The sequence below is a fragment of the Pseudomonas sp. SWRI92 genome (genome assembly GCF_014268685.1).
GTDB lineage: Bacteria > Pseudomonadota > Gammaproteobacteria > Pseudomonadales > Pseudomonadaceae > Aquipseudomonas > Aquipseudomonas marvdashtae.
The window spans coordinates 1-259 of sequence record NZ_JABWQY010000059.1 but is presented as its reverse complement, the minus strand read 5'-3'; the positions used below and the strand labels follow the sequence as shown (position 1 = coordinate 259).

1 protein-coding gene is annotated in these 259 nt (G+C 61.0%); it reads right to left on the bottom strand.

What is annotated here, in order from left to right; all coding sequences use genetic code 11:
- Positions 1-259, bottom strand: a 259-nt coding sequence (locus tag HU762_RS26580; RefSeq protein ID WP_186641894.1) for an immunoglobulin-like domain-containing protein, incomplete at both ends; no start/stop codon positions are given.

Below are 259 nucleotides of genomic sequence, written 5' to 3'. Positions count from 1 at the left end.
GCCTTGGTACACATCGTTGCCGACCGCGACATCCAACGCACCCGAGCTTGCACCGGCTGCGATGGTGATGGTTTTACCGCTTTCCAGCGTCACGGTGACCGGACCGTTTTGCGCGGTGACCGGTTTGCCATCGGCACCGGTCAGTGTGGCGGTGTAGGTGATGGTGCCGTTTTCGTTCACGGTCGGTGTAGCGGTCAACGTCACGGTAGTGGTGTCGTCGACATCGCTGACGATGGTGCTGACCGGAGCGGTGTTTGGT